Genomic DNA, 25504 nt, shown 5'->3' with positions numbered 1-25504 from the left:
CGCCGCACCATAAACAAAGCCCGCGAACGGTGACGTTCGCGGGCTTTTGCGTTGATGGCGCGCGCTGTTCGGCGCGCGCCGGGGCGGTGGGTTTAGCCGCGATGGCGATCGTCATGGCCGCCGCCGGCTTGCGGATGCGGCTGGGGCTGAGGCTGAGGCTGAGGCTGCGGACGGGGCTCGGGACGCGGCTGGGGCTGCGGTTGCGGATGGAACTCGGCGCGCGGTTGCGGCTGCGGTTGCGGATGGAATTCCGGACGCGGCTGCGGCTGGGGTTGCGGATGGTATTCCGCGCGCGGCTGAGGTTGCGGACGCGGCGCTTCACGCGGCTGTTGCTGCGGTTGCGGATGGAATTCAGCCCGCGGTTGGGGTTGGGGCTGGGGCTGCGGGCGCGGTTGCTCGCGCGGTTGTGGCTGCGGTGGCGGATGAAAATCGGCGCGTTGCGCCGGTTGCGCCGGTTGCGCCGGTTGCGCCTGGGGCTGCGGGCGGGCTTGCGCGCCCGGTTGCGGCCCGTGCGGCGCGTCGCCTGCGGAGGGTTGCGGTATGCGAGCAGGCGCGCCGTCACGCGGCTGCTGCATCGATGCGAAAGCTTGCTGGCGGCTCTCCTGACGCGGCGCTGCGCCGCCGCCGGGCTGTCCACGCTGGGCAATCGGCGCGTGCGGCTGCATCCACGACGGCTGATGCGTCTCGCCCGGCGCGCCTGCCATCGCACGGCCATTCATGTTGCCGGCAGCGCCCGGCGTGCCTGGTGCGTGCGGCTGGCCGCCGGGCAGGGCACCCTGCGGCTGCGCACCTTCCGGCCGTCCGGCGAACTGCGGCGGACGCGGCACGCCATGCGCTTCGCTCGGCTGCCCGGCCGGACCATGGCCGTTCGTCATTGCCGGCGCCATGCCAGGCTGGCCGGGTTGCTGCCCGCGCATGGTCATGGACGCGCTCGGGCTATGCGGGCCGCCTTGGGCGAAGGCGCCCGGACGCGGCGGCTGGCCTGGCGTTTGGCTTGGCATTTGACCGCGCATTTGAGCCGGCATTTGACCGTGCATCTGATCGGACGCCAGCCCGGGCGTGCCGTTGGTCCGCCCGGGCTGGCCGATGGGCTGACCACTGAGTTGGCCGCCGGGCCGGCCGTTACCTCGGCCCGTTGCGCCGATCACCGGCGAGTGCGGCGGCACGACGCGCACGTTCTGCTGCGGCCATCCTCCGCGCGAAGCGGGCGAGAAGGATGAGAACGGGGCGTGCGCCGGCGCGGAAACGCGCACGACGGGCGCGCCCGCGCCCGGCACGGCGCCGCCGCCGCGGGCGAAGCGCTGCGCGAGGTTGTCATGGAAAGCGGGCGGCGCAACCGGCGCGCGCGTCGCCACCACTTGCCGCTGATTGAGCGACGCTGGCGGGCGGTAATCGGCGCGGCGCATGTTCGGGCCGAAGCTGCCCTTGACCGGCGCGATGCCCGGCGTGCCCGACTGGATGCGCGCGTTCTGCCACTGGCGCGGGTCGACGCGCTGTGCAAAGCGCGAGGTCGGCTGGCCGTGCACGAAGGCCGTGGCGGGCACGGCGGTCACGGCGCCCGGTACGCGGTAGTTCACGAAGGTATTGTTGTGCACATTGACGTTCGTGATATTCGTGATGTTCACGTCGTGTCGGTAGTTATTGACGATCACGGTCTGATTCACGCGGTCGTAGTAACGCGGGCTCCAGTCGCCCCAGTGCGGATGCCACGGTTCGCCCGGCCCGAGCGCGAACCACGCGACGCCCGCCGCCGCCGCGCCGCCAACGGCGAGGTTCACGCCCCAGTCGGGGCCGCCGCCCCCACCGCCCACGAAGGCGACGAGCGCGGGCGCGTAGACCGGCGGCGCGGTCTCGACAATCGGGCCCGGCACCCACGCCCACGAATCGTCGACATAGGCCCAGCGGCCGTAGTGATAAGGCGCGAAGCCCCATGGAGCGTCGTCCACCCACGTCCAGCCCCATGGCGCTTGCCAGACCCAGTGGCCGTCGTGATACGGCGCCCAGCCCGAGGGCACGTCGTTCGGCGTCCAGACTTCGCCGTACTGCGGGCTTTCGCGCCACGAACCATTGGCGTCGAGGTCCTGATAGCCGGGGATGTCGCGCGAAACATAGCGCGCCGAGACCGAGCGGTCCTCTGCGGCGTCGCGCGCGAGCGCCCACTGGTCAAAAGCGTCGGGCGGCGGCGCGGCCTCGCTCGCCACCTGCTGCAGGTCGGTGCCGGCAAAGCGGATCTGCTGGCCCGCCGACATCGGCATCTGGCCGTTCTCGCCGTACACCGTAACATTGCCGCTGCGCACCGTGACGGTCGTGGCGCTGCCATCGGGCGCGACATCTACGCGATAGTCGCCAGGGCTGGTCACGCCGAGCGCGAGATTGGGCGTGTCGATTTCATACGCGCTACCGGGGGGCAATTGCCGCACGCGCGTCGAGAGCGTGCCTTGTGCGACCTTGAGCTGGGCGTTCGAGTCGTCGAGATTGAGCACGTCGACGCTCGTTTGCGGGCCCATGCGCACTGCCGTCGAGCCGATGTGCATCTGCGAGCGCGCATTGGCGTCGTTCCAGATCTGGTCGCCGGTCGTGAGCGGGCGATTCAATTGCGCATAGGACCAGTCGGTCGCGCCGGCCGGTTCGGTGGTCACGTCGCCCGCCATGTAGTCGAGGCGCGCGACGCGTCCGGGCGGGTCGCCTGCGGCGGGCGCGGCCTGCGCCCACGCATTGGCGCCGCTCAGGCTGAGTGCGAATGCGGCGAGCACGGCGCCGGCGATCAGCGTGCGGCAGAGCGGGCGGCCGTGGGTGCGATATGCAGCCGCGTGCGAATTCGGGTCTTCGTGCGTGGTGAGCGATGGGGTGCGCGTTGTCATGTTGGTTCTCCGGCCCCTGGAGCGAGTATCAGGAAGCTATGTGGGGAACTCTATCCGCCGCGCCTGTTTCCATGCGCGCTCAATTGTTAGGGCTTATGCACCAGATGTAACAGAACGTGTGCCTGTCCCCGGAAAGGGCGCTTTTGATGCGCGTTAGGTGGCGTTGTCGGATATTTGTCAGCTTGATGGATGCGCTCAGGTTCTCACGAAGGCGTCGAATTCGCGTTGGCCGAGTGGCGTGACGCGCAGCACGCGCGGGCGGCTGGCACGCTCGATCCAGCCATTCGCGGTAAAGCGTTCGAGCAGCGCCGCGCCGAGCGCGCCGCCCAGGTGCGGGCGCCGTTCGCTCCAGTCGAGGCAGGTGCAGGCGAAGCGCCGCCGGCGCGCGTGCAGTGCCTTCACGTCGACGCCCCAGTTCGAAAGCCGCGCGACGCCTTGCTCCGTCACTTCGAGATCGTCGTCGTTGCGCACGAGCCATCCGCCTTCGACGAGCCGGTCGAACACGCGCACCGCGACCTCGCCGGCCATGTGGTCATAGCAGGTGCGCGCGTGACGCATTTCCACGGGCACGGTGCGCGCAGGGCGCGTCACGGGCTGGGCCGGCGCGGCGGCGTGCGCGACGTTCATCAGCGCTTCGATGGCGGCGGCGACTTCCGCGCTGGCGATCCGATAGTAGCGATGCCGCCCGCGCACTTCGGGCTCGAGCAAGCCGCCTTCGGCAAGCCGGGCGAGATGCGCGCTTGCGGCGGACGGCGAGAGGCCCGCGATCATCGTGAGCTCGCCCGCCGGACGTGCGCTGCCGTCCATGAGCGCCCATAGCATGGCGGCGCGGCCGGGGTCGGCGAGCAGTGCCGCGACGCGCGCGAGACCGGGGAAGTGGCGGGTTTCATCGGTGGGGGGAAGAGGCATGATGGCTCCCGTGCGGAACTGGCGGCTCGAACGGCGCAGTTTGCGCTGGCTGTTCGCTCATGTGCTTACTCATGGGCTTACTCTAGCGACATCCGTGATTCGACGTTTCAGGCTGCCATGAAATATGGCGTGCAATTGAGGCGCGCGGGCGAGCGACTGAAGCGCGGTGTTGCCGGCTCGCCGGGGAGCGCCGGCTGCTGCGCGCTAGAATGGATTTCTTTCTGGAAGCAAACAGTCAGTCATGAAACGGATTCTTGCCCTTGTAGTGGTTGCACTGCTCTGTACGGCTTGCGCCGGCGGCACCGCGCCGTCGAGCAGCGCGAGCGGCATCACGATGTACGGCACGATCGATCAGGGCATCACCATTCACAACTAACCGGCCGGAAGAGGCGAGTTGGGCACGGCCTGGCATGGCAGAAATTGACGCAAGATCGACATGTCTGTCAATCGCGCGCTTGCGATGATGGCCGCTTCGCGTCTTCATCGCCCTTTGTTTTTACATGCCTATGTCCGCGTCTTCTTGCGTGCGCCATGTGGTTTTCGCGGTTGCACCCGATCTCGTGCTGCTCGACGCCTGCGGGCCGATCGAGGCTTTCTGGCGGGCCGAACTGGCGATGCGCGCCGCTGCAGCGCCTGCTCGTGCCGCGCCGGCTGATTTCACGCATGCCGCCGATCCCTGCGCCTGGCGCGTCACGCTCGCCTCCATGGCGGGCGGCGTGCTGCCCACGTTCGCGGGCATGCCGGTCGTCACCGAGCGGCTCGCCGCGCTCGACACCGCCACCATCGATACGCTGATCGTTCCGGGCGTCCCCATCGACGATTCGGCCGTGCTGCAGCCCGAACTCGTCGCATGGATCGCCGCCGCCGCGCCGCATGCGCGGCGTGTCGCCTCGGTTTGCACCGGCGCGTTCTATCTTGCCGCCGCGGGCCTGCTCGATGGCCGCCGCGCCACTACGCACTGGCGCAACGCGGCGCAGCTTGCGCGCCGTTTCCCGCGTGTGAAGGTCGACCCCGAGCCGATCTTCGTGCGCGACGAGCGCGACGGCCGCGTGGTCTGGACCTCGGCGGGCGTGACGGCCGGCATCGATCTCGCGCTCGCGCTGATCGAGGAAGACTGCGGCCACGCGGTCGCCATGCATGCCGCGCGGCGGCTCGTGGTGTTCATGAAGCGCCCGGGCGGCCAGGCGCAGTTCAGCGAGGCGCTGGAGGCGCAAAGCGCGGCGGGCGGCGCGTTCGATGCGCTGCATGGCTGGATGGCCGCGAACCTGCACAGGGAGCTGAGCGTCGAGCGTCTCGCCGAAGCGGCGCGCATGAGCCCGCGCACCTTCGCGCGGCGCTATGTCGAGTCGGTGGGGCGCACGCCTGCGCGCACGGTTTCGGCCATGCGCGTGGAGGCCGCCGCGCACGCGCTCGCGCAGTCGCGACTTCCGGTCAAGCGCATTGCCGCGGACTGCGGCTTCGGCACCGAGCAGAACCTGCGGCGCGCATTCGAGCGTCGCTATGGCGTGCTGCCGCTCGACTACCGGGCGCGGTTTTCGTCGGCCTGAGCACCGGGCGCCGGCGGATGACGCACCGGCGGACGACCGGATGAAGGAATGACCGTATGACAGAATGACATGCGGCGCTCGTATAATCGGCGCAACTCTATAACGACGCCTTGTCAGCAAGGCGCAATCCTCACGAGCGGAGCCCCCATGAGTACGCCTTCCCAGCCGCTGGACCGTTCGGAAACGACGTTCCGCTTTCTTGCCGAGCCGACCTCGGTGAACTTCGGCGGCAAAGTCCACGGCGGCGCCCTGATGAAGTGGATCGACGAAACCGCCTATGCATGCGCCGCCGTCTGGTCGGGCCGCTATTGCGTGACGGTGAGCGTCGGCAACATCCGCTTTCGCCGGCCGATTCTGGTCGGCAACATGGTCGAGTTGCGCGCGCGCGTGGTGGCCACGGGCCGCACCTCGATGCACATCCACATCACCGTGCACGCGGGCGACCCGAAGAGCGGCCAGCTGCGCCTCACGACCGATTGTCTGATCGTGTTCGTGGCCGTCGACGAAAACGGCAACCCGATTCCCGTGCCGACCTTCGTGCCGGAAACGGAGGAGCAAAAACGTCTCGCGAAATATGCGCTCGACGTGAAGGACGCGCTCGACGCGATCGTCGACCTGAAACCCGAGGAAGTGGCGAAAGGCCGGGTCTGATCGGCCGGGCTCATGGCTTGAGCGTGCCCACCATGTCGGCGGGCTTGACCCACGCGTCGAACTGCTCGCTGCTCACGTGGCCTAGCGCGAGCGCGGCAGCCTTGAGCGTCGTGCCTTCCTTGTGCGCCTTCTTGGCGATCTGCGCGGCCTTGTCGTAGCCGATGTGCGGATTGAGCGCCGTCACCAGCATCAGCGACTCGTTGAGCAGCGTGTCGATGCGCGCGCGGTTGGGCTCGATGCCCACCGCGCAATGATCGTTGAAGGAGAGTGCACCGTCCGCGAGTAGCCGGATCGACTGCAGCACGTTGTGCGCGATCATCGGGCGAAACACGTTCAGTTCGAAGTTGCCGCTCGCGCCGCCCACATTCACGGCCACGTCGTTGCCGAACACCTGGCAGCACAGCATCGTCAATGCTTCGGATTGCGTAGGATTCACCTTGCCCGGCATGATCGAGCTGCCCGGCTCGTTTTCGGGGATCGCGAGTTCGCCGAGTCCGCAGCGCGGGCCGCTCGCGAGCCAGCGGATGTCGTTGGCGATTTTCATGAGGCTCGCCGCCACGGTCTTGAGCGCACCGTGCGCGAACACGAGCGCGTCGGCGGCGGCCATCACCTCGAACTTGTTGGGCGCGGTCACAAACGGCACGCCCGTGAGCTTCGCGATGGTCTCGGCCACTTTCTGCGCGAATTGCGGATGCGCGTTCAAACCCGTGCCCACGGCGGTGCCGCCTTGCGCGAGCTCGTACAGATGGGGCAGCGTCGACTCCACGTGCCGGATGCCCTGGTCGAGTTGCGCGACGTAGCCCGAGAACTCCTGGCCGAGCGTGAGCGGCGTGGCGTCCTGCAGATGCGTGCGGCCGATCTTGACGATGTCGGCGAACTGTTTCGACTTCGCCTGTAGCGTGTCGCGCAGCGTCTTCAGCGCGGGCAGCAGATGCTTGACGATGCCGTACGCGGCGGCCACGTGCATCGCGGTGGGGAATACGTCGTTCGACGACTGGCCGCGATTGACGTCGTCGTTCGGATGCACCTTGCGCGCCTCGCCGCGCTCGCCGCCGAGAATCTCGCTCGCGCGGTTCGCAATCACCTCGTTGAGGTTCATGTTGGTTTGCGTGCCGGAGCCGGTTTGCCAGACCGCGAGCGGGAATTCGCCGGGGTGCTTGCCTTCGATGATCTCGTCGGCGGCCGCGATGATCGCGCGCGCCTTTGTCTCGTCGAGCATGCCGAGCGACAGATTCACTTCAGCGGCGGCGCGCTTGATCGTGGCGAGCGCGGTGATGAGTTCGGGCGACTGCTTCTCGCTCGAGATGCGGAAGTTCTGCAAGGAGCGCTGCGTCTGCGCGCCCCAGAGCTGCGCGGCGGGCACGGCGATCTCGCCGAACGTGTCGCGCTCCATTCTGACGTTCCCGGTACTCGCGGTCATGGTGACACTCCAAGGTGAATGTGGCGCGCGGGAAGCCAGAACGGGGCTCGCTGCAGGGGGCTCACTGCGGGGGGCTCACCACTGGGGACTCACAGCTGGCTGTCGACCGGCAACAGCAAGAATAGTCCGGTTAGCACATTTCTGTAGAAACCCGCACCGGGATCGAGGTTGTAGGTGCGGATCATGCCGTCCTCCTCGTCGGTCCACACGAGCGGCGACGAAATCGCGCTGCCGCGCAGCGCCGCGAGCTGGGCTGGCGTCGCGAGCGAGACGCGATAGCTCACTTTCGGGGAGGTCGCGAACTGGAAGAGCTGGGCCGCTTCGTGCGCGAGTGTGGGGCTTTCCACGGCGAGCGCGAGCTCCGTATTCAGGTTGGCCGAGCGCGGATCGAGATTGAGCGAGCCGATCACCAGCGTGCTCTCGTCGATCACATAGGCTTTCGCGTGCAGGCTCGCGCGCGAACGCGAGCCGATCATGGGCAGGCGCCGTGCCCGCTCGGTCTCGGGCTGCGTGGACTTGAACTCGTATAGCTCGGCGTTGGCTTTCAGCAGCGGCACACGATAGGGGCTGTAGCCGGCTTGCACGGCGATGGCGTCGGTGGCCGCGAGCGAATTGGTGAGGATCGCCACGCGCACGCCGCGCGCGGTGAGCGCGCGGATGGCTTGCACACCGGCGTCGTGCGGCACGAAATACGGCGAGATGATCAGCACGCTGCTGTGCGCCTGATTGACGCGATCGAGCAGGGAGCGCATCGCGTCGCCCATCTGGCCGCGCTCGGCGCCCGAGATTTTTTCCGGTGCGTCGGCCACGAATTCCCACTTCGCCCAGGTGAGCCCGAGCTCGTCGCGCGCGATCTGCTGCGCGAGCGGCGTGGCGTTGAGCGGCTTCGCGTTGTACGGGTCGGCGGTCTCGCGCCAGTGCGCGCGCAGCTCGTCGCGCGCCGCGTCGAGATCCTTCTGCTCGAACTTCTGATGATTGAGCACGCTCAAGGGGTACGACACGGTGCTGTTCCAGTAGTCGTCGAAGCTTGCCGAGACGCTCGCCGCCACGGGGCCGGCAGTGAGTATGTCCAGATCGCGGAACTGCAGCGTTTCGCTCGCGCTGAAGTACTCGTCGCCGAGATTGCGCCCGCCCACGATCGCGAGTTCGTTATCGACGATCGTCGCCTTGTTGTGCATGCGGCGCGTGAACTGGTCGACGTTCGTGAAGAAGTTGCGCGTGCGCCTGAACATGCTCTCGTTCGGGCTGCCGTACGGATTGAACACGCGGATCTGAATGTTCGGATGGCTGTTGAGCGCCGCCATCAGGCGGCCGATGTCGTGGAAGTTCAGGTCGTCGACGAGCATGCGCACGCGCACGCCATGATCGGCCGCGTACAACGCCGAGCCCAGCAGCAGCTTGCCGGTGGTGTCCTCGTTGGCGATGTAGTACTGCATGTCGAGCGTTTTCGTCGCCGCGTGCGCGAGCGCGATGCGCATCTGCAGCGAGTCGGTGCCGGTGGCGAGCAGGCGGAAGCCCGATTCGTCCGGATGGGACGCCACCGGCGCGGCAAGCGCTTCGCCCAGCGGCGTAGCGCGCGCCTCCGGCGCGGACAGCGCCGCCGAGGTAGTGCGCTGGAACGCCGTGGCGGGCGGGCGCGTCGCGCAGGCCGCGAGCAACGTGACGCTCAGGAGCGCAACCAGCCGGAACGAAGCGCGCGACGAGAGCGAAGAGAACGGCGCGAGCACGCGGGGCCGGGCGCGGCGCGGCGGCGCCGCACGGGCTGCGGGCGGGGCAGCGGGCAGGGTATCGGCGGCCAAGCTCTGAACGGTATGCGCGGACAAGCGGATTCTCCTCTCCTGGCGACCGGCGTTGGCGCAATGCGCGTGGCTCCGGCGGCGTGCGAATTGGTTGGCGCTGCGGCGGTCCCAAGGGTTCGCTTACTTTGGTTCGCTTGCGTCGTGCGCCTTTTGCCCTTTGCCTTTTGCCGCCGATTTTATCGGGAAGCCAAGTTGCACGGCGCGCACCAAGCGCGACGCGTATGCGGCACCGCGCTTAGCTGCGCCGGCTGGCCGATGCGCCGACGCTCGCGCTGCGCGCTTCGTCGGTATCGCGCTCGCTGCCGCGCGCCGGCTTGCCGGCCCAGTAGCCCGCGAGCAGCGACCCGGAGAGGTTGTGCCACACCGAGAACAGCGCGCCGGGCAGGGCGGCGAGCGGGGAGAAGTAGAGCTTGCCGAGCGTCGCGGCGAGGCCCGAGTTTTGCATGCCCACTTCGATCGCGAGCGTGCGGCACACCGATTCGTCGAAGCCGAGCAGACGTCCGCCCCAATAGCCGCCGAGCAGACCAATACCGTTGTGCAGCACCACGCCGAGCGCCACGAGCGGGCCCACCGTGGCGATGCTTGCGTGCGTGCCGCCCACCACGGCCGCGATGATCGCGAGGATCGAGACCATCGAGACGAGCGGCAGAACGGGCTCCACGCGCCGCACAAGGCTGCCCGCGAGACGGTTCACGACGAGGGCCGACGGCAATCGGCAGCGCCACGATCTGCAGGATGCTCATGAGCATGCCGTGCACGTCCACGACGATCGAAGCGTCGACATAAAAGCGCGTGAGGAGCGGCGTCGCGAACACGCCCACGAGCGTCGAGAGCGCGCTGATCGTCACTGAAAGCGCGACGTCGCCGCGCGCGAGATAGATCATCACGTTCGAGGCCGTGCCGCTCGCGACGCTGCCCACCAGCGCCATGCCCGCGGTGAGGTCGGGCGGCATGTGCAGCGCGTGGGCGATGACCCATGCGGCCAGCGGCATCACCAGATAGTGCAGGACGATGCCGGCGAGCACGGGCGCGGGCCGCGTGAAGACGCGCTGGAAGTCGGCGAACGAGAGCGTCACGCCCATGGCGAGCATGATGATCGTCAGGAGCGTCGTGACGTGGGGCGTGACGGGCGCGACGACGCCCGGGTTGAAGTAGGCGAAAAGCGAGACGAGGACGGCCCAGAGTGGGAACAGTCGGGTAATCGGGGCAAGCATGAGCGGGGTGTTTATCGGGCGCTATGGGGCGTTATGGGGTGTTATAGGGCGCTATGGGGCGTTATAGGGCGGACCGGCGGGCGAACGGCGGGCGAACGGCGGGGTGTGCCGGGCCCGCTATTTTAACCATGCGTTTAACGAATCGCGCGGGGCTCTTCGGCGGCGCGCTGGCAACCCGCCCGAGCGGGCGCGTGCTGCCTCAGCCCGCGCGCGCCGCCGCCTCGATTTGCGACCGGCGGCTCATGCGATGAAAGCGCCATGTCATGAGCGCGGCCACGCTCGCGAGCCCGGCCGCGAGCCCCCACCAGAGCCCGAGCGCACCCATTCCGAAGTGGAACGCGAGCACATAGCCGACCGGAAAGCCGATGCCCCAGTAGCCGAGCGTAGCCGCCACCATCGGTATACGGGTGTCCTTCAGGCCGCGCAGGCAGCCGGAGCCCACGGTTTGCATGCCGTCGACGATCTGGAACAGCGCGGCCACGCCGAGCAGCGACGCCGCGAGCGCGACGGTCTGCGCGTTGGCCGGATCGTCGAGGTGCAGGTAGAGCCCGACGATCCAGTGCGGCGCGAGCACCATCACGAGCGCCGACATCGACATGAAGCCCACGCCCAGCGCCAGCGCGACGAAGCCCGCATGGCGCGCCGCGCGCGGCACGCCCGCGCCGATCCAGTAGCCCACCCGCACATTCGCCGCCTGGCCGATCGAGAGCGGCACCATGAACATCACCGAAGCCACGTTCAGCGCGATCTGGTGCGCGGCGAGCGGCGTTGCGCCGAGCAGGCCGGCCAGCAGGCCGGTGGCGAGAAAGAGCATCGATTCAACGGCGTAGGTGATCGCCACGGGCCAGCCGATGGCAAAAAGCTCGCCCATCAGCGGCGCAGTGGGCCGCCGCGCGACCACGAAGTGCTGATGCGAGGGCCGCAGATGCAGCAGCGCCATCAGCACGAGGGTGGTCAGCCAGACGGTGATCGCGGTAGCGACCGCGGAGCCCAGGAAGCCGAGGCGCGGCAGACCCCAAGCGCCGTGAATCAGCCCGTAGTTCAGGAAGCCGTTGAAAAACACGCTGATGATCGACACCCACAGCAGGCGCTTCGCCGCGCCGATGGCGGGCAGGAACGAGCGCATCAGCCCCACGCCGATCAGGCTGGCGGGCGCGCCCCAGCGCAGCACGGCCGCGTACTCGCCCACCTGGCGCGCGAGCACGGGCGGCTCGCCGAGCGCAACCAGCAGCGGCCCCGCGAACGACAGCAGCGCGAACGCCGGCACGGCCAGCAGCAAGGACAGCGCAAAGCCGGTCCAGTAGATGTGCGGCACCCGGTGCAGGTCGTCGGCGCCGCGCGCCTGCGCAACGCTCACGCTCACCGAGGTCAGCACGCCTTGCAGCACCGTCACCACCACGAAGAACAGGTTCGCGCCGAGCCCGCCCGCCGCGAGCGCGCCCGCGCCCAGCGACCCGAGCAGCACGGTATCGGTCACGCTCATGGCCATCTGCGAAAGCTGGGCGATGGCGAGCGGCGCGGCGAGGCGTGCGGTGTCGGCGGCGTGGCGTTTGAGCGAGGGCGGGGCGATGGCGCGGCTCGCCCGGTCGGCGGGGGCAATGGGTCGGGTCATGAAAAGCAAGCGCGGCGCGATAAATCGCGCCGCGCGTTCAGAAAGTGCGTTCGTATCGAGTTGGGAAGCTCAATGCGAGATTACGCTTCTTTCGGACAAAAAGCACCTGGATGGTGCATTCGCTTTCGAATCTATTTCATTTGGGCCATGCAGCCGCTGCGCTGTTTGCCTTACTCCGCTTCGCGCACGGCAATGCGCGTGTCGCCGAGCAGCACCGACTGGCCCGCGCGGATCTTGCACGTCTTGCGCAGCTCGACCTCGCCGTCCACCTTCACGGCGCCGGAGGCGACGATCTGCTTGGCCGAGCCGCCGCTGTCGGCGAGACCGGTGATCTTCAGGAGATTGTGGAGTTCGACGTAGTCGCCGGTGAGGGTGAAATCGAGATTGGGCATGGCGCAAAGGAAATCAGGGGCGTGCCGGGCAGGGCGCGCGAAGGGTGAGCATCATAAGCGATTGCAGCCGAGCGCGGGCGTGACGCCTTTGATTCAGCCGCGTTGCCGTCGCGCCCAAGTTGGACGCTGAATGGCGCCAGATCAAGGCAAGATCGGCGCTTGCGGACGAGAGGTGTATGAATATACAGTATGCGTCGCCGTGTCGATGCCCGACCCGGCCCGCACACTGCTCATTTTCACCGGATACTGCCGCGCCTGCCTTGTCCACCGTCTCCACTGCCTCTCTCGCCGATTCCCCCTGCACGAGCGATATTGCGCCCGAGGCGGCGCCGTATCTCGCGAAGCTCAACGACGCCCAGCGCGCCGCCGTCGAGCACGGCGGGCCGCAGGCGTTCGCGCCGGGCGCGGCGCTCCCCGCGCCGCTGCTGGTGATCGCCGGCGCGGGTTCGGGCAAGACCAACACGCTGGCGCACCGCGTCGCGCATCTGGTCGCAAACGGCGCCGATCCGCACCGCATCCTGCTGCTGACCTTCTCGCGCCGCGCGGCGCAGGAGATGACGCGGCGCGTCTCGCGCATCGCGGCCGGGGTGTCGGGCGCGGCGGCGGCCCTGGCTCAGGGGCTCACCTGGGCAGGCACCTTCCACGGCATCGGCGCGCGCCTGCTGCGCGAATACGCCGAGCAGATCAGCCTCTCGCCCGCGTTCACGATCAACGACCGCGAGGACTCCGCCGATCTGATGAACCTCGTGCGCCACGAACTGGGGTTATCGGCGAAGGACAAGCGCTTTCCCGCGAAGTCGACGTGCCTCGCGATCTACTCGCGCGTTGTCAACACCGGCGATTCGCTCGCGAACGTGCTCGCACGCTCGTTCTCGTGGTGCCTCGAATGGGAGCCGCAACTGCGCGCGCTATTCGCGGCCTACGTGGATGCCAAGCAGAAGCAGAACGTGCTCGACTACGACGACTTGCTGCTCTACTGGGCGCACATGGCGGCGGAGCCGGCCATCGCGGCCGATCTGGCGGGACGCTTCGACCATATCCTCGTCGACGAGTATCAGGACACCAATCGCCTGCAGGCGTCGATCCTGCTCGCGCTCAAGCCCGACGGGCGAGGCCTCACCGTGGTCGGCGATGACGCTCAGGCGATCTATTCGTTTCGCGGCGCGACGGTGCGCAATATTCTCGATTTCCCCGCTCAGTTCGATCCGCCTGCGCGCCAGGTCACGCTCGAGCGCAACTACCGCTCGACCGAGCCGATTCTCGCCGCTTCGAACGCGGTGATGGACGCCGCCGCCGAGCGCTTCACCAAGAACCTGTGGACCGACCGCGCGTCGCAGCAGCGTCCGCGCCTGGTGACGGTCGCCGACGAGGCCACTCAGGCGCGCTACGTCGTCGAGCAGATCCTGGAGGCGCGCGAGGGCGGCATGACGCTCAAGCAGCAGGCGGTCCTGTTTCGCGCCGCGCACCACAGCGCGACGCTCGAAATCGAACTCGCGCGCCGCAACATCCCGTTCGTGAAATTCGGCGGCCTGCGCTTCCTCGACGCCGCGCACGTGAAGGACGTGCTCGCCGTGCTGCGCTGGGCCGAGAATCCGCTCGACCGCGTGGCGGGCTTTCGCGTGACGCAACTGCTGCCGGGCGTCGGGCCCGCGACGGCGGCGCGTCTGCTCGATCAGGTCGCGGCCTGCACGGGCGCGTACCGCGCCGCGCAGGCGCTCGCCGCATTCGCGCCGCCGCCGCGTGCAGCCGAGGACTGGCCCGCGTTCGCGGCGCTCGTCGATCAGCTCGGTATGCGCGCAACGCCCTGGCCCGCCGAGTTCGAGCGCGTGCGGCGCTGGTACGAGCCGCATCTGGAGCGCAATCACGAAGATGCCCAGGTGCGTCTCGCCGATTTGTTGCAGATGGAGAGCATCGCGAGCACCTACGTGTCGCGCGAGCGCTTCTTGACCGAGCTCACGCTCGACCCGCCCGACGCCACCAGCGCCGAGTCGGCCGATCCGCTTCTCGACGAGGACTACCTGATCCTCTCGACGATCCATTCGGCCAAAGGCCAGGAGTGGCGCAACGTGTTCGTGCTCAATGGCGTGGACGGCTGCATTCCGTCCGATCTCGGCGCGGGCAGCGACGAGGAACTGGAAGAGGAGCGGCGTCTGCTCTACGTGGCGATGACGCGCGCGAAAGAGGATCTGCACATCGTCGTGCCGCAGCGCTTTTATGTGCACAACCAGGCCGCGAGCGGCGACCGCCATGTGTGGGCGTCGCGCACGCGCTTCATCGCTGCAGGGATGCTGCCGCTCTTCGAGTCGCGCGCCTGGCCGCCCGCGCCAGTGGCAAGCGCGCCGAGCGCGGCGGGGCTGGCCGCCGCCGCGCGCGCGAAGGTCGAGATCGGCGCGAAGCTGCGCAAGATGTGGGAGTAGGGCGGGGTTGCGTTTTCAGCTGCGCGGCTGGTTCTTCGGCGGCGGCACGAAAAAGTTGCGCAGCCAGGCGGCCAGGCGCGTGAATACGTCGTCGGGTTCCTCGACGAAAATTTCAGGCTTCAAAAGACGCAGGTATTCCATGATCTGCTGCGCTTCCTGCTTCTGGAACGTGCCGTGCGCGATGGCCAGACGCAGCAGGCCGCGCAACTCGCCCAGACGCTCGCGCGCGAGGCTCCCGCTTGCCTGCTCGCAGCCGATCTTCGCTTCGTAGACGCGCTGGCGCACCGACTCTGCGAGCCGCCACGCAGGCGTCTGCATGGCCTCTTCGAGTCTCTGGATATCCTGCACGCCGGACTGGATCTGTGCGGCGAGCGGGTCGATCAGCGCCTCCCCGGCGTCCGCCTCGCGGACGATCGCGGCGGCCCACTCGCGGCACTGCTTCGCGCGCTCGTCGGGCGTCCATTCGGGCCGCGACGCAAAGCCAAAGCCGAATTCGCCCGCCTGGCGCAGCAGGATCGACACGACCTCGGGAAACTCCTTGTCGAGCGTGCGCTTGGCCCACGCGTACTGCCCGCCCTGCAAGAGCCGCTGCACGGCCTGCTCGGTGAGCGGCGTCATGTTGTCGAGCAGCTTCGCGCGCAGGAAGTCCTCGAACGACGGCGTGAGGAACTGCGGGTCGAGCTTGAGCGAGACGCGCAGGAACGCATCGAAATCCTTGCGCAGCGACGCAAGCGTTTCATCCTTGATATTGAGGGTGATCTGCCCCATGGTGGTTGCCCCGTGTGTTCCTCGCGATACCTGTCTGTCGCGCCAATGCAGGCCTCGACGGTTTATCGGCGCAGCGGGGCGAAACTTGAGGCGGGGCAGACAGGGATGGACAGGGATGGACAGGGATGGACAGGGATGGACAGGGATGGACAGGGATGGACAGGGATGGACAGGGGCTGGCAGCCTCAGCGCAGCACCACGCCCTGCCAGAGGAAGAACACGCCCAGCCCCACGGCAATGGTGAGGAGCGGCCGTTTGGTGAGCGCGCTCACGGCAATGGCCGCGAGCGCGCCGACGAGCTGCGGATTGCGCCACGTGAGCTCGGCGTGCTGACCGTGGGGCGACACGGCCATCGGCACGATGATCGCGGTGAGCACCGTGACGGGCACGAAGCCGAGCGCGGTGCGCACGATCGGCGGGAACACGAGCCGATCGCCCAGCACGAAGACGGCGGTGCGCACCGCCACGGTAATGACGGCCATGCCGAGAATCAGGATGACGTAGTTCATGGGCGGCCTCCAGCGGTGTGTGCATCCGCGCTTGCCGCGTTCGTGCGCGGCTTGCGCGGCAGCGAGAGCGCGACGCCCACCGCCACGCCCGCGAACACGGCGCCGAGCAAGCCGAGCTTGTACGGCCAGCCTTGCCAGAAGAAGGCGAGCGTGCCTGCCGTGGCGGCGGCGGCCAGATAGCGCACGGCCACGAGCTGCGGCACGACGATGGCGATGAACGTGGCGACCATCGCGAAGTCGAGCCCGAGCGACTGCAGCCCCGGGAACGCCGCGCCGAACAGCAGGCCTGCCGCGGTCCACAACTGCCAGTTCAGGTACATCGACAGGCCCGAGCCGAGGAAATGCCACGGCGAGACATCGCCGGGCGCATGGCGGCGGAAATACGCCCAGGCGACGGCGAACACCTCGTCGGTGAGCAGGCCGCCCAGCACGAGGCGCCAGCGCATCGGCAGATGCGAGACATAGGGCGCGAGCGTGGCGCTGTAGAGCACGTGACGCAGGTTCACGATGAGCGTGGTGGCCCAGATCACGGCGAAGCTCGCGTGCGAGGCGATCAGCCCGAGCGCGATGAATTGCGCGGAGCCGGCGAACACGGCGAGCGACATTAGCTGGCCGTGCCAGAGCGACAGCGGGCCCGAGGTGACGAGCGTGCCGAAAATGACGCCGAAGGGCGCGGAGCCGATCATCATGGGGATCGTGTCGCGCGCGCCGGCGACGAATTCCTTGAAGCGATGGGGGTGACGGGTCAAGCGAGTCTCCAGATGGGGAGGCCAGCATAGCGGCAAGCGACGTGCGCGGCTTGTACGTTCTTGCGGCGCGCCCGCTTCAGGCCGCCCATGCCATTGCCGGTGGGCGGCCTCGTGCGCGAGTGATTGGGGACTAATTCGCCTGCCAGCGGCCGGGCGGCACGCCGAACATGCGACGGAAATGCCGCGTGAAATGGCTCTGGTCCGTGAAGCCGCTCGCGGCGGCGACCTCGGCAACCGAGGCGCCCGCGCGCAACGGCCCGAGCGCGCGCTGCAGCCGCAACTGGGTGCGCCACGCGTGCGGCGGCAGCCCCGTGGCCTGGGTGAACAGGCGCGTCGCGTGAAACGCAGAGAGACCGACCGCCTGTGCGAGATCGGCGACGCGCAGCGGTTCGGTGAGATCGGCGGCCAGCAGCGCCTTCATGATTTCGACGCGCGGCTCGTTCGCGGCGGACTCGAGCCGCGCCTCGCGCGCGTGCGCGTGGCGGGTCAGGAGCGTGGAAAGCGCGTCGAGCAGCGCGCCTTCCACGGCAAGAAGGTCGGGCTGCGGTGCGTCCGGTGCGCTTTGAGTGCCCGGTGCGGCCGGCACCAGTGCGAGTTCGGTACGGCGGCGGTCGGCATCCGCCTCCAGCAATTGGTGCGCGAAAGAGAGTCGGCGCGCGAGATCGGCGTCGCGGATCACCTCGGCGTCGAACCACGGCAGCGGCTGCGCGCGGCCCGCAATTTCCCCCGCGAGCGTGTGCAGATAGGCGACCGGCACATACATGACGCGATAACGCCAGCCTTCGTCCACAGCGCGCGAGCCCGTGTGGACCTCGCCCGGATTGATGACCGGCACGCTGCCCGCTTCCGCGACATGCTGCGCACCGCGGTAACGGTAGCACTCGGCGCCGTCCTCGATCACGGGGATCGTGTAGGCCTCGTGCCAGTGCGGCGTGAAGGTGTGATCGTGATATTCGGCCGTGAGCAGGTCCGCGCCGGGCAAAAGCGGCGTGCGCCAATAACGGGCGGAATCGCGAAAACGGGAGTGCGTCATGGGAAGGGGCCGACCAGGCCCTAAGTTTAGCGCACGGGAATGGTCGTGCCCGCCGGCATCGGAACGGCGGTGACGCTGTTCTTCGCGCTGCCGCTCACCACGCGGTCGCTGTACGTCAGGTAGACGAGCGCGTTGCGCTTCGTGTCGACTACGCGGACCACGTGCAGCGTCTTGAAGATCAGCGACATGCGCTCGCTGAAGACATCGGCCTGCTGCTTGAGCGGGGCGGCGAAGCTGATCGGGCCGATCTGGCGGCAGGCGATTGACGCTTCGGTCGGGTCTTCGGCGATGCCGAGCGTGCCTTTCACGCCGCCGGTGCGCGCGCGGGAGACGTAGCACGTGACGCCGCTCACGGCGGGATCGTCGTAGGCCTCGACGACCACCTTGTCGGAGCCGGTCAAGCGGAAATTGGTGTTCACGCTGCCGATCTGCTCGGCATGGGCGGCGCCCAGCGCGAGCGCGCCGGCGCAGAAGGCGAGCGCCGGACGCAGTCGGGCGGCAAAGCGAGTCGAGTTCATGCGGAGTTCCGAAAATGGCGAAGCGACGACATTATCGGACAGGGCGGGGAGGAGGGGGCGATGATCGTTGGCAACCCTCGGCGGTTACAGATGCTGGGGCAAATCCATCGCATCGCGAAGAGTACGCAAGAGGAGGCTGCAGAAAAGAAAAAAGCCGTTGCGCAGGACACGCAACGGCTTCGATATTTTGGCTCCCCGACCTGGGCTCGAACCAGGGACCTACGGATTAACAGTCCGGCGCTCTACCGACTGAGCTATCGGGGAACAGCAGTACAGCTACAACCTTTTACTTCATGAAAAAGCCCGTTCTGGTTAACGGGCTTTTGCGAATCTTGGCTCCCCGACCTGGGCTCGAACCAGGGACCTACGGATTAACAGTCCGGCGCTCTACCGACTGAGCTATCGGGGATCAACAAAAGCAGAGAACGAGATTCTATGGGGTCTGGCGTAGGCTGTCAATACCTTGTCGTCATCTTGTTATCCATTCCTGCAAAAAAGACGGCAGGAATCCAGGATGACGACACCCCAGGGGCAGAACGATGCTTAGCGCGCAAGCAGCGCGAGCTTGTCCTTAACGTCCTTGAATTCGTCGGCTTCGGGCAGCGGCGCCTTGGTCTTGGTGATGCTCGGCCAGCCCTTTGCCAGTTCGGCGTTCAGCTCAGTGAAGTGTTGCTGGTCGCCAGGCACGTCCTCTTCGGCGTAGATGGCATTCACCGGGCATTCGGCAACGCACACGGCGCAGTCGATGCACTCGTCCGGGTCAATCGCGAGGAAGTTGGGACCTTCGCGAAAGCAGTCCACCGGGCACACATCGACGCAGTCGGTATAGCGGCACTTGATGCAGCTTTCGGTCACAACGTGGGTCATTCAGGCAGCTCCTGCATGCTTGTATCGGGGGACGCGCGCGCGAAATCGGCGGCGCGCGAAAACCAATATTGTAACTGATGCCGATTTTTCTCAGCCAGACGTCCGTTGCAGTTCTTAGATCGTTTCGTGATTAGTTTATGCGTCATGCCGGGTAAGCGCGACTCATCTGCGCGTGCGGACCGATGCGGCCTGTGGGGCTGCCGGCGGGGTGAGGGCGCATTCGGGTAACATGCAGGCATCTTCGGCGTATGCCGTTTGCGGCACAGCCGCCTCGCTCATCATGATCATTACTTCGCTGCTCGATACCGACCTGTACAAATTCACGATGATGCAGGTGGTGTTGCATCATTTTCCTGCGGCCCATGTGGAATATCGCTTTCGCTGCCGCACGCCCGACATCGATCTCGTCCCTTACGTCGACGAAATCCGCAGCGAGATTCAGAAGCTTTGCAGGCTGCGCTTTGCCGAGCCCGAGCTCGAGTATCTGCGCAAGATGCGCTTCATCAAGGGCGACTTCATCGATTTTCTCGCGCTCTTCCATCTGAACGAGAAGTACATTTCGGTCACGCCCTCGCCCAGGGGCAACGGCGAAATCGACATCGAAATCAAGGGACCGTGGCTGCACACGATTCTCTTCGAGATTCCGGTGCTTGCCATCGTCAACGAGGTTTACTTCCGCAACACGCAGCAGCATCCGCAGTACGAGGAGGGCCGCGAGCGCCTGCGCCACAAGATCGAATTGCTCGGCGCGAAGCCCGAATTCGCCGACTGCAAGATCGCCGATTACGGCACGCGCCGCCGCTTCTCGAAGCGCTGGCACGAGGAGGTGATCCTCACGCTCAAGGCCGATCTCGGCGAGCAGTTCGCGGGCACGAGCAACGTCTACTACGCGATGAAGCACAACCTCACGCCGCTCGGCACCATGGCGCACGAGTATCTGCAGGCGTGCCAGGCGCTCGGCCCGCGCTTGCGCGACTCGCAGATCTACGGCTTCGAGATGTGGGCGAAGGAGTATCGCGGCGACCTCGGCATCGCGCTCTCGGACGTCTACGGCATGCAGGCTTTCCTGCGCGACTTCGACATGTACTTCTGCAAGCTCTTCGACGGCGCGCGCCACGACTCGGGCGACCCGTTCGAGTGGGGCGAGCGCCTGCTCAAGCATTACGAGGACAACCGCTGCGACACGCGCACGAAGACCATGATCTTCTCGGACGCGCTCGACATTCCCAAGGTGCTGCGGCTTTACGAGCGTTTTCGCGGGCGCTGCCGCCTCGCCTTCGGCGTGGGCACCAATCTCACCAACGACCTCGGCTATCAGCCGCTGCAGATCGTCATCAAGATGGTCCGCTGCAATGGTCAGCCAGTCGCCAAGCTCTCCGATTCGCCGGGCAAGAACATGTGCGACGACAAGGCTTATCTCGCCTATCTGCGTCAGGTGTTCGGCATTGAGCAGCCCACGGAAGAAGAGTGCGCGGGCCAATAAGCCCTGTGTTGCAGGTCAGAAGAAAAGCGACGCCCCGGTATAATCGGCCGTCGCTTTTCTTCATCTGTTCGAGGTCGCGTATGGACTCCAAGGTCGACACCACGGCCGCCCGCCGCAGCATACTCGCGCGCATCCGCGCGGCGCAGGGCCGCGACGCGACGCCCGCCGCGCACGAGCGCGAAGCCGTCGCCGACTATCTCGCGCGTCATCCGCAAGGGCCGCGTCCGCCGCTTGAAGGCGATCTCGTCGCGCGTTTCGTCGGCGAGGCAAAAAAAATGGCGTCGAGCGTCGATGAAGTCGCGCAGCTTGCCGACGTGCCTGCCGCCGCCGCCCGCTATCTCGCCTCGCTCGGGCTTCCGACCGAGGCCGTTGCCTGGAAGGTGCTCGAATCGTTCGACTGGGCCGGCGCGGGATTGAGCGTGGAATTTCGCAAGCCGGAAGACCGCGATCTCGTCGGCCTGACCGGATGTTTTTGCGCGACCGCCGAAACGGGCACGCTCGTCCTGCTGTCCAGCCCGCAGACCTGGGCCTCGGGCGCGCTGCTGCCCGAGACGCACATTGCCATCGTGCCTGCTTCGCGCATCGTGGCCGGCCACGAGGACGCTTTCGCGCTCGTGCGTGCCGAACGCGGCGAACTCCCGCGCGCGGTCAACTTCGTTTCGGGACCGTCGCGCACCGGCGACATCGAACAGACCATCGTCCTCGGCGCGCACGGGCCGTATCGCGTGCATGTCATCGTCGTGAAGGGCGCATGACGGTTGAGGCGGGCGTCGTCGACGGCGCAACGCTTTCGGCCGCGTGGGGTTTGCCGTTCGCGTGCATGCTGCTGTCGATCGCGCTCTTTCCGATGTTCGCGGCCACGTTCTGGCATCGCCACTTCGGCAAGATCTCGGCGGCCTGGGCGCTCGCGTTCGTGCTGCCGTTCGCGGCGTCGCACGGTTTCGCGGCCACCTGGCCGCTCATGCTGCACGCGTTCTTCGACGAGTACGTGCCGTTCATCGTCCTGCTCGGCGCGCTCTATACGATATCGGGCGGCATCTGCGTGTACGGCAACCTGCGCGGTTCGCCGCGCACGAACACGGCGATACTCGCGCTCGGCACCGTGCTGGCGAGCCTGATGGGCACGACGGGCGCCGCGATGCTGCTGATCAGGCCGCTCCTGCGCGCGAACGACAACCGGCGCCACAATGTTCACGTCGTGGTGTTTTTCATCTTTCTCGCGGCCAATGCGGGCGGCTCGCTCACGCCGCTCGGCGATCCGCCGCTGTTCCTAGGCTTTCTCAACGGCGTGGGTTTCTTCTGGACTACGCAGCATCTTGCGCTGCCGATGCTGTTCGTGTGCGGCGTGTTGCTTGCTGCGTTTCATGCGCTCGATTCGTGGTACTTCCATCGTTCGGGCGAGGCGCGCGCGGCGTTTCTCGATCCGACGCCGGACACGCCGGAGCTTTACGTCGGTGGCAAGCTCAACTTCGTGCTGCTCGCGCTCGCGATCGCGCTCGTGCTGATGAGCGGCATCTGGAAGCCCGGCATCGACATTGCGTTGCCGGGCGTGCATCTCGAGTTGCAGAACCTCGTGCGCGACGTGGGGCTGGTGGTGCTGGCGTGCGTGTCGCTCCTGTTCGTGGCCCGCAAGGCGCGCGCCGACAACGACTTCGACTGGGCGCCCATCGTCGAGGTGGCGAAGCTGTTCGCGGGCATCTTCGTGACGATCGCGCCGGTGATCGCGATGCTGCGCGCGGGCGAGGCGGGCGTGTTCGCTGCGTTGATCCAGTTCGTGAACGACGCGCCCGGCCAGCCCAACGACGCGCTGTACTTCTGGGCCACGGGCCTGCTTTCGTCGTTCCTCGACAATGCACCCACCTATCTCGTGTTCTTCAATCTCGCGGGCGGCGACGCGCAGGCGCTCATGACGGGCGGGGCGAAAACGCTCGCGGCCATCTCGGCCGGCGCCGTCTGGATGGGTGCGATGACCTATATCGGCAACGCGCCGAATTTCATGGTGAAGGCCATCGCGCAGCAGCGCGGCGTGCGCATGCCGGGGTTCTTCGGCTATTTTGGCTGGTCCTGCGCGGTATTGCTGCCGGTGTTCGCCGTGGCGACCTGGCTTTTTTTCGTCTAACGAGCGCGTTCTGCCCGGCTCGATGAGTTGACCTTTATTTGATCTGTAGTGCGGAGAGCACCCATGCAAAAAATTCTCGTGGCGCGCCCGATTTTTCCGGACGTGATCGATCGTCTCAAGCAGTATTTCGACGTCGACTGGAACAACGGCGAGACGCTGTCCGCTGACGCCCTCAAGGCGCGGCTCGCCGACAAGGATGGCGCGCTCACCATGGGCGAGCCGATCGACGCGGCAGTGCTGGCTGCCGCGTCGCGCCTGCGCGTGGTCTCGAACATGGCGGTGGGCTATAACAACTTCGACATGCCGGCCTTCAACGCGGCGAACGTGCTGGGCACCAACACGCCCGACGTGCTCAACGAAACCACGGCCGATTTCGGCTGGGCGCTGATGATGGCAGCCGCGCGGCGCGTGAGCGAATCGGAGCACTTTCTGCGTGCGGGCAAGTGGCAGAAGTGGTCCTTCGACATGTTTCTCGGCGCGGACATTCACGGCTCGACGCTCGGCGTGGTCGGCATGGGCCGCATCGGCCAGGCGCTCGCGCGCCGCGCGCGCGGCTTCAACATGCGCGTGATTTATCACAACCGCTCGCGCGTCGCGCCCGAGATCGAGGCCGAACTCAACGCGGAATATCGCTCGAAGGAAGCGCTGCTCAAGGAAGCCGATCACGTGGTGCTCGTGCTGCCGTATGTGCCGGCAAATCACCACACGATCGGCGCGGCGGAACTCGCGCTGATGAAGCCCACGGCCACGCTCACGAATATCGCGCGCGGCGGCATCGTCGACGACGCGGCGCTCGCCGAGGCGCTGCGCACGCGCCAGATCGCCGCTGCGGGACTCGATGTGTTCGAGGGCGAGCCGAGCGTGCATCCGGCCTTGCTCACCGTGGACAACGTGGTGCTCACGCCGCACATCGCGAGCGCGAGCGAAGGCACGCGCCGCGCCATGGCCAACCTGGCCGCCGACAACCTGATCGCCGCGCTGGGCGTTGGTCCGCGCGCGGGTCAGCCGCCCAACCCGATCAACCCGGACGTGTTGGGGAAGGCGCGTTCATGAACGCGGAGCCGCTGATGGCGGTGGCGATGCTCGTGCTTGCGGTCGCGCTGGCGATCGCGGTGTTCGCGCTCTTGCGCGCGCGCGGCGGCACGCAGGACGACGCGCAAGCCACACTCGACGCGCTCGACCAGTTGAGCGACCGCATCGCGGGCTCGACCGACACCCAGGCGCGCGCGGCCGAACGCATCGAGCGCGAGTTGCGCAATGAGATCGCGCGCACCGCGCAGGCCTCGCGCAGCGAATTCGGCGGCGGCTTCGCGCAGGTGCAGCAGGGACTTGCCGCGCATCTCACCAGCATCGCGACCGTGCAGAACGGCCAGCTCGAAAGCTTCGCGCAGCAGCTCGAAGCGGTGCGCCAGAGCCAGCATTTGCAGGCGCAACAGGCGCGCGACGAGCAAGGCCAGGCGCTGCGCCATTTCGGCAACGTGTTGGGTCAGCAGCTTGCGCAGCTGACCGAGGCGAACGATCGCCGCTTCGCCGAGGTGCGCGCGACGCTGGAGCAGCGCCTGAAGGACATCGAAGCCAACAACGCGGCCAAGCTCGAAGAGATGCGCCGCACCGTCGACGAGAAACTGCACGCGACGCTCGAGCAGCGCCTGGGCGAATCGTTCAAGCTTGTCTCGGACCGGCTGGAGCAGGTGCATCGCGGGCTGGGCGAAATGCAGACGCTCGCGGCGGGCGTCGGCGACCTGAAGAAAGTGCTCACGAACGTGAAGACGCGCGGCACGTGGGGCGAAGTGCAGCTCGAAGCGCTGCTCGAGCAGATGCTCACGCCCGAGCAGTTCGCAAAAAACGTGGCGACGGTGCCGGGCAGCAGCGAGCGCGTGGAGTTCGCGATCCGGTTGCCGGGGCGCGGCGTGTCGGGCGATACCGCCGCTGGTGCGCCGGACAACGCGCCGGTCTGGCTGCCGGTCGATGCCAAGTTTCCGCGCGAGGACTATGAGCGGCTCATCGACGCGCAGGAGCGCGCCGACGCGGCCGGCATCGAGGAGGCCGGCCGCGCGCTGGAAGCGCGCGTGCGCGCCGAGGCTCGCACCATCGCCGAGAAATACGTCGCGCCGCCCCACACGACCGACTTCGCGCTGCTGTTCCTGCCCACCGAAGGGCTTTACGCCGAGATTCTGCGCCGCCCGGGCCTCACCGATGTGTTGCAGCGCGATTATCGCGTGAGCATCGCGGGCCCGACCACGTTGACGGCGCTGCTCAACAGCCTGCAGATGGGGTTTCGCACGCTCGCGATCGAGAAGCGTTCGAGCGAGGTCTGGCAGGTGCTGGGCGCGGTGAAGACGGAGTTCGGCAAGTTCGGCGAAGTGCTCGCGCGCACCAAGTCGCAGCTGGAGACGGTGACGCGCTCGATCGAAGCCGCTGAAGCGCGCACGCGCGTGATGAACCGCAAGCTGCGCGCAGTCGAGGCCTTGCCTGGCGAGGCCGCGTCGAATCTGCTCGGCGATGCGCTGCGCAACGGCGGTAGCGGCGAGAACGGAGAAAGCGGCGACGAGTGACGCACGCATCGCGCGAGCCACGCAACGAAGCGTCCCAAAAAACATCGGGCCGTCCGCAGCGATCTGCGGACGGCCCGATGT

The 25504-nt window shown here is 67.3% G+C and carries 21 protein-coding genes, 2 tRNA genes and 1 pseudogene; 9 read left to right on the top strand and 15 right to left on the bottom strand.

The features are described 5' to 3' along the window. Positions 1–92: 92 nt before the first annotated feature. Positions 93–2861, bottom strand: coding sequence for a DUF6600 domain-containing protein (locus P5W98_RS10085; protein WP_421024409.1), 2769 nt, complete (start codon positions 2859–2861; stop codon positions 93–95). A 195-nt stretch (positions 2862–3056) separates the two neighbouring features. Next, positions 3057–3770: an ArsR/SmtB family transcription factor gene (locus tag P5W98_RS10080; protein WP_421024408.1), complete on the bottom strand. Its 714-nt coding sequence runs from the start codon at positions 3768–3770 to the stop codon at positions 3057–3059. Between the two features lie 241 nt (positions 3771–4011). Between P5W98_RS10080 and P5W98_RS10075 the strand changes: the two genes are divergently transcribed. From P5W98_RS10075 to P5W98_RS10065, 3 genes are all read left to right on the top strand, one after another. Further along, positions 4012–4146, top strand: a complete 135-nt coding sequence (locus P5W98_RS10075; protein ID WP_421024407.1) for a hypothetical protein — start codon at positions 4012–4014, stop codon at positions 4144–4146. 130 nt (positions 4147–4276) lie between these two features. Beyond that, positions 4277–5317, top strand: coding sequence for a GlxA family transcriptional regulator (locus P5W98_RS10070; RefSeq protein ID WP_421024406.1), 1041 nt, complete (start codon positions 4277–4279; stop codon positions 5315–5317). A gap of 147 nt (positions 5318–5464) precedes the next feature. Beyond that, positions 5465–5968 carry an acyl-CoA thioesterase gene (locus tag P5W98_RS10065; RefSeq protein WP_421024405.1) on the top strand — a complete coding sequence of 168 codons (504 nt, stop codon included), beginning with the start codon at positions 5465–5467 and terminating at the stop codon, positions 5966–5968. Positions 5969–5978: 10 nt separating this feature from the next. On the opposite strand, the gene fumC is transcribed toward P5W98_RS10065, so the two are convergent. The 5 genes and pseudogenes from fumC to P5W98_RS10040 form a co-directional block, all read right to left on the bottom strand. Next, positions 5979–7388, bottom strand: coding sequence for a class II fumarate hydratase (gene fumC / locus P5W98_RS10060; RefSeq protein WP_421024404.1), 1410 nt, complete (start codon positions 7386–7388; stop codon positions 5979–5981). Between the two features lie 89 nt (positions 7389–7477). Further along, on the bottom strand, positions 7478–9115 hold the full coding sequence (locus P5W98_RS10055) for a phospholipase D family protein (protein ID WP_421025245.1): 1638 nt from the start codon (positions 9113–9115) through the stop codon (positions 7478–7480). 307 nt (positions 9116–9422) lie between these two features. Next, positions 9423–10401 (bottom strand): annotated as a pseudogene (gene panS, locus P5W98_RS10050) (ketopantoate/pantoate/pantothenate transporter PanS). Positions 10402–10600: 199 nt separating this feature from the next. Beyond that, a complete protein-coding gene (locus tag P5W98_RS10045; protein ID WP_421024403.1) occupies positions 10601–12013 on the bottom strand; it encodes an MATE family efflux transporter in 1413 nt (470 codons plus the stop codon). A 170-nt stretch (positions 12014–12183) separates the two neighbouring features. Further along, positions 12184–12405: an RNA-binding S4 domain-containing protein gene (locus tag P5W98_RS10040; protein ID WP_028215955.1), complete on the bottom strand. Its 222-nt coding sequence runs from the start codon at positions 12403–12405 to the stop codon at positions 12184–12186. Positions 12406–12581: 176 nt separating this feature from the next. Here P5W98_RS10040 and P5W98_RS10035 point away from each other — a divergent pair, with 176 nt between their 5' ends. Continuing rightward, complete coding sequence (locus P5W98_RS10035; RefSeq protein WP_421024402.1) at positions 12582–14822, top strand: ATP-dependent helicase; 2241 nt, start codon at positions 12582–12584, stop codon at positions 14820–14822. 15 nt (positions 14823–14837) lie between these two features. Here the strand turns inward: P5W98_RS10035 and P5W98_RS10030 are convergent, their stop codons facing one another. The 8 genes from P5W98_RS10030 to fdxA form a co-directional block, all read right to left on the bottom strand. Next, positions 14838–15590 (bottom strand): DUF4088 family protein, encoded by a 753-nt coding sequence (locus tag P5W98_RS10030; RefSeq protein WP_421024401.1) that lies wholly within the window; start codon positions 15588–15590, stop codon positions 14838–14840. A 185-nt stretch (positions 15591–15775) separates the two neighbouring features. Then, the gene (locus P5W98_RS10025) at positions 15776–16099 is read right to left on the bottom strand and encodes an AzlD domain-containing protein (RefSeq protein ID WP_421024400.1); all 324 of its coding nucleotides are present in this window, start codon (positions 16097–16099) and stop codon (positions 15776–15778) included. Next, on the bottom strand, positions 16096–16788 hold the full coding sequence (locus P5W98_RS10020) for an AzlC family ABC transporter permease (protein WP_421025244.1): 693 nt from the start codon (positions 16786–16788) through the stop codon (positions 16096–16098). The genes P5W98_RS10025 and P5W98_RS10020 overlap by 4 nt, the downstream gene beginning before the upstream one ends. Before the next feature lie 190 nt (positions 16789–16978). After that, positions 16979–17881, bottom strand: coding sequence for an AraC family transcriptional regulator (locus tag P5W98_RS10015; RefSeq protein WP_421024399.1), 903 nt, complete (start codon positions 17879–17881; stop codon positions 16979–16981). Between the two features lie 26 nt (positions 17882–17907). After that, positions 17908–18399, bottom strand: coding sequence for a CreA family protein (locus tag P5W98_RS10010; RefSeq protein ID WP_421024398.1), 492 nt, complete (start codon positions 18397–18399; stop codon positions 17908–17910). Between the two features lie 188 nt (positions 18400–18587). Then, positions 18588–18663: transfer RNA gene (locus tag P5W98_RS10005), tRNA-Asn, on the bottom strand. Between the two features lie 69 nt (positions 18664–18732). Then, positions 18733–18808, bottom strand: a tRNA-Asn gene (locus tag P5W98_RS10000). A gap of 134 nt (positions 18809–18942) precedes the next feature. After that, the gene (gene fdxA / locus P5W98_RS09995; RefSeq protein ID WP_035522616.1) at positions 18943–19266 is read right to left on the bottom strand and encodes a ferredoxin FdxA; all 324 of its coding nucleotides are present in this window, start codon (positions 19264–19266) and stop codon (positions 18943–18945) included. A gap of 280 nt (positions 19267–19546) precedes the next feature. On the opposite strand from fdxA, the gene pncB reads away from it, so the two are divergent. The 5 genes from pncB to P5W98_RS09970 all read left to right on the top strand — a co-directional run bounded on the left by pncB (position 19547) and on the right by P5W98_RS09970 (position 25423). Further along, on the top strand, positions 19547–20749 hold the full coding sequence (pncB, locus tag P5W98_RS09990) for a nicotinate phosphoribosyltransferase (protein ID WP_421025243.1): 1203 nt from the start codon (positions 19547–19549) through the stop codon (positions 20747–20749). Positions 20750–20829: 80 nt separating this feature from the next. Continuing rightward, on the top strand, positions 20830–21504 hold the full coding sequence (locus P5W98_RS09985; protein ID WP_421024397.1) for a LutC/YkgG family protein: 675 nt from the start codon (positions 20830–20832) through the stop codon (positions 21502–21504). Next, positions 21501–22868, top strand: coding sequence for a sodium:proton antiporter (locus P5W98_RS09980; protein WP_421024396.1), 1368 nt, complete (start codon positions 21501–21503; stop codon positions 22866–22868). The genes P5W98_RS09985 and P5W98_RS09980 overlap by 4 nt, the downstream gene beginning before the upstream one ends. A 63-nt stretch (positions 22869–22931) precedes the next feature. Continuing rightward, positions 22932–23921, top strand: coding sequence for a 2-hydroxyacid dehydrogenase (locus P5W98_RS09975; RefSeq protein WP_421024395.1), 990 nt, complete (start codon positions 22932–22934; stop codon positions 23919–23921). Beyond that, on the top strand, positions 23918–25423 hold the full coding sequence (locus P5W98_RS09970; RefSeq protein WP_421024394.1) for a DNA recombination protein RmuC: 1506 nt from the start codon (positions 23918–23920) through the stop codon (positions 25421–25423). Before P5W98_RS09975 ends, P5W98_RS09970 begins: the two co-directional genes overlap by 4 nt. Positions 25424–25504 lie beyond the last annotated feature (81 nt).

The sequence above is a fragment of the Paraburkholderia sp. A1BS-2L genome, assembly GCF_051125205.1.
Classification (GTDB): domain Bacteria; phylum Pseudomonadota; class Gammaproteobacteria; order Burkholderiales; family Burkholderiaceae; genus Paraburkholderia.
The sequence above is the reverse complement of the archived record's forward strand: the minus strand, read 5'-3'. Positions and strand labels throughout refer to the sequence as shown.

Excerpts from the sequence above, each read along its gene's own strand:
- P5W98_RS09970 (WP_421024394.1), top strand. The coding sequence starts at position 23,918 with ATGAACGCGGAGCCGCTGATGGCGGTGGCGATGCTCGTGCTTGCGGTC.
- P5W98_RS10025 (WP_421024400.1), bottom strand. The coding sequence starts at position 16,099 with ATGAACTACGTCATCCTGATTCTCGGCATGGCCGTCATTACCGTGGCG.
- pncB (WP_421025243.1), top strand. The coding sequence starts at position 19,547 with ATGATCATTACTTCGCTGCTCGATACCGACCTGTACAAATTCACGATG.
- P5W98_RS10075 (WP_421024407.1), top strand. The coding sequence starts at position 4,012 with ATGAAACGGATTCTTGCCCTTGTAGTGGTTGCACTGCTCTGTACGGCT.
- P5W98_RS10040 (WP_028215955.1), bottom strand. The coding sequence starts at position 12,405 with ATGCCCAATCTCGATTTCACCCTCACCGGCGACTACGTCGAACTCCAC.
- P5W98_RS10070 (WP_421024406.1), top strand. The coding sequence starts at position 4,277 with ATGTCCGCGTCTTCTTGCGTGCGCCATGTGGTTTTCGCGGTTGCACCC.
- fdxA (WP_035522616.1), bottom strand. The coding sequence starts at position 19,266 with ATGACCCACGTTGTGACCGAAAGCTGCATCAAGTGCCGCTATACCGAC.
- P5W98_RS10080 (WP_421024408.1), bottom strand. The coding sequence starts at position 3,770 with ATGCCTCTTCCCCCCACCGATGAAACCCGCCACTTCCCCGGTCTCGCG.
- P5W98_RS10030 (WP_421024401.1), bottom strand. The coding sequence starts at position 15,590 with ATGGGGCAGATCACCCTCAATATCAAGGATGAAACGCTTGCGTCGCTG.
- P5W98_RS10035 (WP_421024402.1), top strand. The coding sequence starts at position 12,582 with ATGAATATACAGTATGCGTCGCCGTGTCGATGCCCGACCCGGCCCGCA.
- P5W98_RS09985 (WP_421024397.1), top strand. The coding sequence starts at position 20,830 with ATGGACTCCAAGGTCGACACCACGGCCGCCCGCCGCAGCATACTCGCG.
- P5W98_RS10065 (WP_421024405.1), top strand. The coding sequence starts at position 5,465 with ATGAGTACGCCTTCCCAGCCGCTGGACCGTTCGGAAACGACGTTCCGC.
- fumC (WP_421024404.1), bottom strand. The coding sequence starts at position 7,388 with ATGACCGCGAGTACCGGGAACGTCAGAATGGAGCGCGACACGTTCGGC.
- P5W98_RS10010 (WP_421024398.1), bottom strand. The coding sequence starts at position 18,399 with ATGAACTCGACTCGCTTTGCCGCCCGACTGCGTCCGGCGCTCGCCTTC.
- P5W98_RS10020 (WP_421025244.1), bottom strand. The coding sequence starts at position 16,788 with ATGATGATCGGCTCCGCGCCCTTCGGCGTCATTTTCGGCACGCTCGTC.
- P5W98_RS10015 (WP_421024399.1), bottom strand. The coding sequence starts at position 17,881 with ATGACGCACTCCCGTTTTCGCGATTCCGCCCGTTATTGGCGCACGCCG.
- P5W98_RS09980 (WP_421024396.1), top strand. The coding sequence starts at position 21,501 with ATGACGGTTGAGGCGGGCGTCGTCGACGGCGCAACGCTTTCGGCCGCG.
- P5W98_RS09975 (WP_421024395.1), top strand. The coding sequence starts at position 22,932 with ATGCAAAAAATTCTCGTGGCGCGCCCGATTTTTCCGGACGTGATCGAT.
- P5W98_RS10045 (WP_421024403.1), bottom strand. The coding sequence starts at position 12,013 with ATGACCCGACCCATTGCCCCCGCCGACCGGGCGAGCCGCGCCATCGCC.
- P5W98_RS10085 (WP_421024409.1), bottom strand. The coding sequence starts at position 2,861 with ATGACAACGCGCACCCCATCGCTCACCACGCACGAAGACCCGAATTCG.